The organism is Bifidobacterium jacchi (assembly GCF_009078285.1).
GTDB classification, from domain to species: Bacteria; Actinomycetota; Actinomycetes; order Actinomycetales; family Bifidobacteriaceae; genus Bifidobacterium; species Bifidobacterium jacchi.
In genome coordinates this window covers 1-7,727 of record NZ_RQSP01000066.1, presented here as the reverse complement: position 1 = coordinate 7,727, position 7,727 = coordinate 1, and the positions used below count along the sequence as shown (strand labels likewise).

6 protein-coding genes are annotated in these 7,727 nt (G+C 59.1%); 1 reads left to right on the top strand and 5 read right to left on the bottom strand.

Going from position 1 to position 7,727, the window contains the following annotated elements:
- Positions 1-253: 253 nt before the first annotated feature.
- From EHS19_RS10130 to EHS19_RS10115, 5 genes are all read right to left on the bottom strand, one after another.
- Entirely contained in the window at positions 254-1,024 is a 771-nt protein-coding gene (locus EHS19_RS10130) for a hypothetical protein (RefSeq protein WP_151917641.1), read from the bottom strand.
- Positions 1,017-2,504, bottom strand: coding sequence for an AAA family ATPase (locus EHS19_RS10125; protein WP_151917640.1), 1,488 nt, complete (start codon positions 2,502-2,504; stop codon positions 1,017-1,019). The genes EHS19_RS10130 and EHS19_RS10125 overlap by 8 nt, the downstream gene beginning before the upstream one ends.
- A gap of 162 nt (positions 2,505-2,666) precedes the next feature.
- Positions 2,667-2,834, bottom strand: a complete 168-nt coding sequence (locus EHS19_RS10875; RefSeq protein WP_175578426.1) for a hypothetical protein — start codon at positions 2,832-2,834, stop codon at positions 2,667-2,669.
- A gap of 144 nt (positions 2,835-2,978) precedes the next feature.
- Positions 2,979-4,133 carry a restriction endonuclease subunit S gene (locus EHS19_RS10120; protein WP_151917639.1) on the bottom strand — a complete coding sequence of 385 codons (1,155 nt, stop codon included), beginning with the start codon at positions 4,131-4,133 and terminating at the stop codon, positions 2,979-2,981.
- Between the two features lie 340 nt (positions 4,134-4,473).
- A complete protein-coding gene (locus tag EHS19_RS10115; protein WP_151917638.1) occupies positions 4,474-5,937 on the bottom strand; it encodes a type I restriction-modification system subunit M in 1,464 nt (487 codons plus the stop codon).
- Between the two features lie 455 nt (positions 5,938-6,392).
- On the opposite strand from EHS19_RS10115, the gene EHS19_RS10110 reads away from it, so the two are divergent.
- Complete coding sequence (locus EHS19_RS10110) at positions 6,393-7,520, top strand: diacylglycerol/lipid kinase family protein (RefSeq protein ID WP_241677215.1); 1,128 nt, start codon at positions 6,393-6,395, stop codon at positions 7,518-7,520.
- Positions 7,521-7,727 lie beyond the last annotated feature (207 nt).

The window sequence follows — 7,727 nt, the reverse complement described above, 5'->3', positions numbered from 1 at the left end:
CATCGTCACAGAGCCGGGCGAAGACCAAAGTGCGCAAGAATCCGGGCACTACCACACCTTCATAGAGCTGGTGTTTTGATGACAGAGCAGGGAAAGAAATCGCAGGAATGCTGGTATCAGCATCTGACGGATGCCAACGGCTGCTATGAACTATCGTGGAAGCCCGCACACCGAAAGCAATTCCCTGCCAGCCACCTCGCCGATATCACGGGCATCCACTTACCGGCACTCACCCCTCACAGTGCACGCTCACTTATGAGTTTTGTAGCTCTCCGGCTAGGTACGGCTCCACGAATGCGAGGTTGCTGCCGCGTTCGAGCGAGTGGCAGTCCTGCATCGCGTATTGCCAGGATTCCTCCCAAGTGGCCGGGTTACCGTGTATGCGTCGCAGTGACTGAAGTGTTGTCGAGAACAGATCCGGGTCTCGCGTGAAACGGTCGGCCAGTTTGACGGCGCCGCTTTGCTTGTGTCTCGCGTCCAGATTGTCGATTCTGCCTCGGAATGCATGCTCGAGGTTACGGCTGACGTAGAACAGGCGGTATGGGACCATGAGCGTGGTGCGCCCGTTTTTCTTCCTGAACCCGTCGATTTTCAACAGGGTGTCCGTGCCGTTTCGCTTGGTCGTCCGGTCAGCAATCAGAGCGGCACGGTTGGCAGTAACGATGTCGGTCGTCGAGTAATGGGTTTCACCTATTGACGGTTCTTCCCGCACGCAGTCGTCAGGCGCGAATGCGCCATCCAGGTCGCAGATTTGGATGATATGGCCGAGCTGGCTCCATGTGCGGTCATGGTCCTTGAGGTAGTACTCCACGAGTTCGCGCACGGTTTTCGCAGGATTGTCCGCGGGATAGAACCCATTGCGCCGATGGAACTCCTCTCGGTGGTTCGGTGCGGTCAGCACGTCGCAGTGGAATTCCTGTCCGCGGAATAGACGGTTCTCGATTAACGCAGAGAATGCCGGCACGAGCAGGCTGGCGTCGCTCGCGCCCTCAACGATCAGCAGTACGATTCTGCGTTTAGCCACGGTCCGCCTCCGTTCCGGCGGCGTTGAGCGCATCCAAATCGGCGTCGATGTCGTCGTCCTCATCGGGATGACCGGCGGCGTACAGACTGTTGCCGAACATGCGCGGGATGGGCGAATCGTAGATATCCGGGCCGTTCCACCCAAGCTCGCTGGCCGCCAAGTACCGTCGGCGCTGGTTGTTCGTGGAGGACTTGCGGGGAATGGTCGCAAACCGGTTGTCGGGATCGGTCACCGTCGTGCGGATGCAGCTGTTCGGCAATACCTCCAACGCCCGCAGGTTATGCGCGGTGAACACCAATTGTCCCGCGCACCCGTCCGCCAGCTGACCCAGCATGTCGCCGAGCAACAACTCGAACACGCCAGAGTCGAACTCATCGACGGCAACCAGCGCGTTCTCATCATTGTACGCATGCTTGAGGTAGCCGAGCAGCGCGGTGATACGTATGATGCCCTCGCTTTCGCAGCGGAAGGGGATCGTGATGCCGCTGCGGCGGGAGAACAGCTCCGCGGTGACACGATCCTCGCCATCTTTGCCGGAAGGCGCCGTGCTGGTTTTCAGCAAAACGTGCAAACCGGGCACGATGGTGGGCAGAATGCGGTCGAAGGACTCCACGGTCCGACCAAGCCGCTTCGCCTGGCCGGGGGTCAGTGGATTGGGTTGCAGCAGGTCGAAAAGGAACTCAGTGTTACGACCCGCCGAGTTCTCCTCCATGATCGGAATGATCGCGTACGCAGCATAGGAGCCACGACGGGTGGTGGACACGAAGACGTCGTTAATCGCATAATCGCACAAAGCCTCGCGCATGCGCACGAATTCACCGAAACGCTCGCTGATGTAGGCAAGCGACCTAGCGGATACGCCGTTCACCTCCCGCACTCGAGCCACCGCCCAATCGATCAGAAACTCGACGTCCGGCCGGTCGTCGAGCGTGGCGCACCGGGAGAACAGGAACGAACGCCCTTCCATGTACGCCCGATCCGCGGTGCGCGAGACTACGGTCTTCACCGAAGCAACCGCCTCGATGGAACGCCACACGTAGACCGGGGTCGACACGAACCCGTCCGCCTCAGAATCCTCCATCCGATGTCCCAGCACCTCCCGGCCCAGACGCGAGGGATCGTCGCCGATACGAACCGATTCGGCGACGACGCGCGCCCGCGTCGAATCCGAGTTAGCCTTGCGCACGGACACCTTGTACTCAAGATACGCGGGCTTTTGTTTGTCGCCAACGAAAAAAGTCGCCGTCACGGTCGCCAAGCCGGCGCTAGCACTGACGACATCGCCGGCAGTGTCCGGCAGCATGCCTCCGGACAGCAGCGCACGCAGTATCCCGATCGCATCGATGACGGTGGTCTTGCCCGACCCGTTCTGCCCGTAAATGCCCGTGACGCTGCCACCGGCTGGTAGATCATCGAAATCCAGGACTCCATGCGATATGTTCCTCATGTTGTCCAGAACAAGTCTTTTCAAACGAATCATCGCATCGCCGTTCTCTAAAACCCATAATAATCATTTTTTAATAGAAATACATGACTATTGTACAACATGAACTACATGTGCACCGACGATTTCCCGAATTGAGGCCAGTTTGATTTATCCGTGAAGCGGAAACGAATAGGCATAGGATAATCCGCTCACTGATCAGGCGTAGACGCGTTCGCGAATCGTCTGAACGCTGTCGGACTTCGCCTTATGAGATTTGCCGAGGAATTCCAAGACATCCTCGCTCAGAGGCGCGTCGCACAAGCGAAGATAATCGTATTCCGCGCTATCCTTATCAACGTTATACAAATCGGTGAGATTAACCATGACGAGCCTCCTTTCGTATGAGACATGTTATCGCATATCATAGTCTGTCGCTCACTCCTCAGTGTACGCTCACTTAGCCTTGAAGGTCAGTGAACAGTCACTGGCGGTAAACAATCAGCTAAGAGACGTTAACCAAGCACGCAATCACAGTTCGCCGCGGAAGGCGCGGGATTGGAGGGATGCGAACAGCTCGTCATCCAAGGCGAGTGCCCGCTCGACCTTCGCCCGCGCCGCCGCGATAGACTCCACCCGCCGCGCAAACTCGCGCTGGAGGGAGATGGGTGGGAGGGGGATATCAATATTGGACAATGACTGCTGATTGACCTTATAGGTGCCATTTGTCGTCCGCGCGTGCTGTTCGATTTGATTGCGAACAGGTCGGCTACGCCAAATCATCTCTAAATACGGCAGTAGCACACGATTTTCATCAACAGTGCCGGCTATTACCGTGTCGGGAAAAACCAAGTCTGGACGATTCTCGTTGCTATACGCACCGACCCCCACCAAATTCTTATTGCCGTTGCCCCGGCACATATAAAAATCACGGCTCGTTACACGTTTGTCAGATGCCGGCTCAACATCAAATGTGCCATCTTTGACTGCACTAGTGTCAAATACCCCCTGCGTAATAGCTGACAACGTCAGCACGGTGGCGCGCACAGTTCCTTTTTTCGATGGTGACACGCCATTGCGCATGTCGAGTATGACATCACCTGTTTTCACCGTCGGGAACTGATCACTGCTCGATATTTCAGCGAACACAGACTGCTTGAGTTCGTCAAAATCGGCAAGCATGTGGCGGCGCTTGGCGCGGATGGCGTCGGCTCGATCAAGGATCTCCACAATGCGACACTGTTCGTCAAGCGGCGGCAATTGTATCGGGAAGGAAAGAAGTTCGTCCTCCTTGATGCGCTGACGATTGGTAATGCCTTGGCTATGCTGCTGGATGACACGCTGCAATAATCCAGCACGGAAAAAATACATCAGATATGCCGGCATAACCATCGACTCGTCGATATGAAACGCCGGGAAATCCTTACTGACCACTGCTCCGTCAAGATCGTCCGGCACGATCGCAAATGCACCATTGCGCGCATCAATACGTGAATAAATCAGCTGCCCCGCGTGAATACGGTATCCAGTGAATGCCACCGGAGTCTTGCCATCCTTAATCGGACGTTCCACAGCGCCACCACACCGCAGACGAACCGTCACGAACATTTCATTCTCCGGTTCATTGATGCGCTCAGGCACAACATCCACGGTCAGCACATCGCCCAACTTGACCATATCCGTCATCGATTCACCTTTCGCACCATGACAACGCTACCGAGCGGTCGGGCGGCATGTATGATGCGCGACCGTAGGCTTGGCTGCTGAGCCGTGCATGAACAGTCCAGCGGACTGTCCATAGGCGAAGTGAGCAGCTTCGCTGCGAAGTCGGCGTAAGCCGAAGCCTTGAGTGTGTCGCGCATCATACATGCCGCCCGACCGCGGCCGCCGCGAACACCACAGAAAGAAATCTCTCCCTCAGTCACGCTTCGCGCGACAGCTCCCTCATCAGAGGGAGCCGGAAAGAAAGCCATCTCAGAGGGAGCCGGAAAGAAAGCCATCTCAGAGGGAGCCAAGGTCAAACCCATCATGCGAGCAGCTCCCGCAGCGCCGCGATATCGGCCGCGATATCGGAATCAAGCGAGTCGATCTCATCCAAGATCTCCCCCGGCTCGCGATGCGCCTCCTCTTCGTATGCGATCTCCTTGTACCGATTCAGACTCAGGTCGTACTCCTGCGCCGCGATCTCCGCCTTCGGCACGGCAAACGACTGTTCGGTACGCGCACGCGAACGCTCCGACTCGTCGGCGCGATGCGCCCACCTAGCGAGCACATCCGGCAGATCGTTCGCTTCGATCGGCGAGCGCTTATCGTCCAATGAGTATCCGTCCGCGTGCACGTCATAAAACCACACGTCATCAGTGCCGCCTGCATCGGTTTTCGTAAAGGCGAGTATCGCCGTGCTCACGCCAGCGTAGGGCTTGAACACGCCGGACGGCAGTTTGATGACCGCATCCAGCTTCTGCTCTTCGACCAGCATCCTGCGCAGTTTCTTGTGCGCGGTGGTCGAGCCGAACAGCACGCCTTCGGGTACGATCACCGCCGCGCGTCCGCCCGGTTCGAGCATGCGCAGGAAATGCGCCAAAAACAGCAGTTCGGTCTTCTTCGTTTTCACCACGCGCAATAGCACGGCGCTGGTCGCCTCGTAATCTAGCGAACCGGAAAACGGCGGATTCGCAAGAATCAGCGAATACCTGCCCGCATCCACGTCGCCCGCCTCGCTCAGCGAATCCTTATAGTGCACGTTCGGGTCGTCGATGCCGTGCAACATCAGGTTCATGCTGCCGATGCGCAGCATCGTGCGGTCGAAATCGTAGCCGTGGAACATGCCGGACGCGTAGCGGGCGCGCAAAGCGGGGTCGCTCAGCGTTTCGGGATGATGCTCACGCACGTATTCGCTGGCAGCCACCAGGAATCCAGCCGTGCCACAGGCGGGATCGCAGATCGTATCCTGCGGCGTGGGACACATCATCGCGACCATCAGCTCGATGATGTGCCGCGGCGTGCGGAACTGACCGTTGACGCCGGAACTGGCGATTTTCGACAGCAGGTATTCGTACAGGTCGCCGTTCATGTCCGTGTTGGACATGTCGATTTCGGAAAGCATGTCAACGGTTTTGGCGAGCAGCATGGGCGTGGGGATGGTGAAGCGCGCGTCCTTCATCTGCTCGGCGTACGAGGATTCCTCCCCGCCCATCGCACGCAGGAAGGGAAACACCTCGTCGGAAACCGTGCGATACATGGTCTCCGGCGACTGTTCGCTGAACACGCTCCAACGCAGATTGCGCTGGTCTTCCGCGAAAATCGGATGTTCGATCGGCTGACCGGTGCGCGCCGCCTTCTTCTCGGCACGCTGCTGGTTGATATCCAGACGGCGCATGAACAGCAGGTAGGTGATCTGCTCGATCACTTCAAGCGGGTTGGAGATGCCGCCTGACCAGAAGGCATCCCATACACGGTCGATCGTATTGCGCACACCAGAATCAAGCATGTGTTCCAGTGTATCGGCCTTCGCCTACCAGCCGCCACGCATCGCCGACCAACCGCCGGCCAGCCACCGATCAGCCGCCGATCAGCACAGACCTGCACAAATCAGCACAATCATCACCAATCAGCACCAATCATCGCAGCAACAGCAACATCAGCAACCGCCCTCTCCGCCAGCGTCACTGCGCCTGCGCCGCGGCGAACGTGCTGCGGCGAACGTGCAGGAATCGTTGAGTTCGCGGAATCGGGACGGGAAGCGGCGGCGGATGCGACCACAATGGAACCATGCCGTCAACCACGCCACTCACGTCACTCGCAGCCGCCGCACAGGCCGCACCGGCCGCAGCAGCAGCGCATGCCACGCCGGCGACCGCGCATGCCACGCCGGCGAGCGCGATCAGCGCAATCAACGAGACCAGCAGAGTCAACGCGATCAACGAGATGATCCAGCCGCAGCAGCTGCCCGTGCCCGCGATCATCGCGATCGTCGGCGCGGCAGTCCTCGTGCTGCTCATCGTCATCATGATCGCGCTGCGCCTCCGCCGCCGCCTCAAACGCGTCCGCAAGCTCAACGAACGTGACGACGATCAGGTGCGCTACGCGTTCATCATCAACCCCTCCAAGCCGCAGGCCGAGCAGCATCGCGAGCACATCCGCGAATTCTGCCGGGCGAAGGGGCTCACCAGCATCGAATTCATCGACACGCAGCTCGACAAGGACGGCCGCGCGTGCGCGCTGGAGGCGCTTGATCACGGCGCGGACGTGGTGGTGGCCGTGGGCGGCGACGGCACCGTGCGCACCGTGGCGAGCGCGCTGTCGGGCACCGGTCATGCGCTCGGCATCATTCCGATCGGCACCGGCAACCTGTTCGCCCGCAACATGGGCATTCCGATCGGCGACGTGGATGCGGCGCTGCTGACCGCCACGTCGCACGGATCGCGGCACGTCGACATCGGTCGGCTGTCGCTGCTGGACGATCGCAAGGCCGATCATGGGCACGCGTTCCTGATCATCGCCGGCATCGGCTTCGACGCGGCGATGATCGACGACACGAATCCGAAACTGAAGAAGAACATCAGCTGGCTCGCCTACTTCGTGGGCGGCATCAAGAATCTGTTCAAACCGAAGTACAAGGGCGACGTGACGATTCTGGACGCGAACGGCGAGCGGCATACCAAGCTCGGACTGTCGTTCCGCACGTTCATGGCCGGCAACTGCGGTCAGATTCCGGTGTTTTCGCTGATGCCGAACGCGATCTACGATGATGGAATCCTTGATTTCGAGGTGATCGACACGTCGGGCGGCATCCTTGGGTGGGCGAATCTGTTCGGCGATGTGGTGCATCAGACGATCACCGGCAAGGCCGGGTCGAGCCCGTTGTCGACGAATTCGACCATCGATCAGATTCAGGGCGTGAGCGCGGAGATCACGCTGGAACGGCCGGTGCTCGCGCAGGTCGACGGCGACATGCTCGGGCGCACGAAGCACATCCGGTTCAGCGTGGAGCGGCGGTCGCTGTGCGTGCGCGTGCCGGAGCCGTGGCCCGTGGACGCGACCGGCGTGATTCCGCCGGTGGCCGTGCTGTAGCGGTGTGCTGTAGCGGTGTGCTGTAGCGGTGTGCTGTAGCGGTGCTGTAGCGGTGTACAATCCTTGCGCCGGGAGATCTGCGCCGGGAGATCAATTAGCGATCAACTAGCGATGGATGGTTAGCGCAAGAAATTCTCGGAAAGAACGGCCATTTCGTAAAATCCTTGCGCCGGGACTGGGCTTAGCGCAAAGATATTACGAACTCAA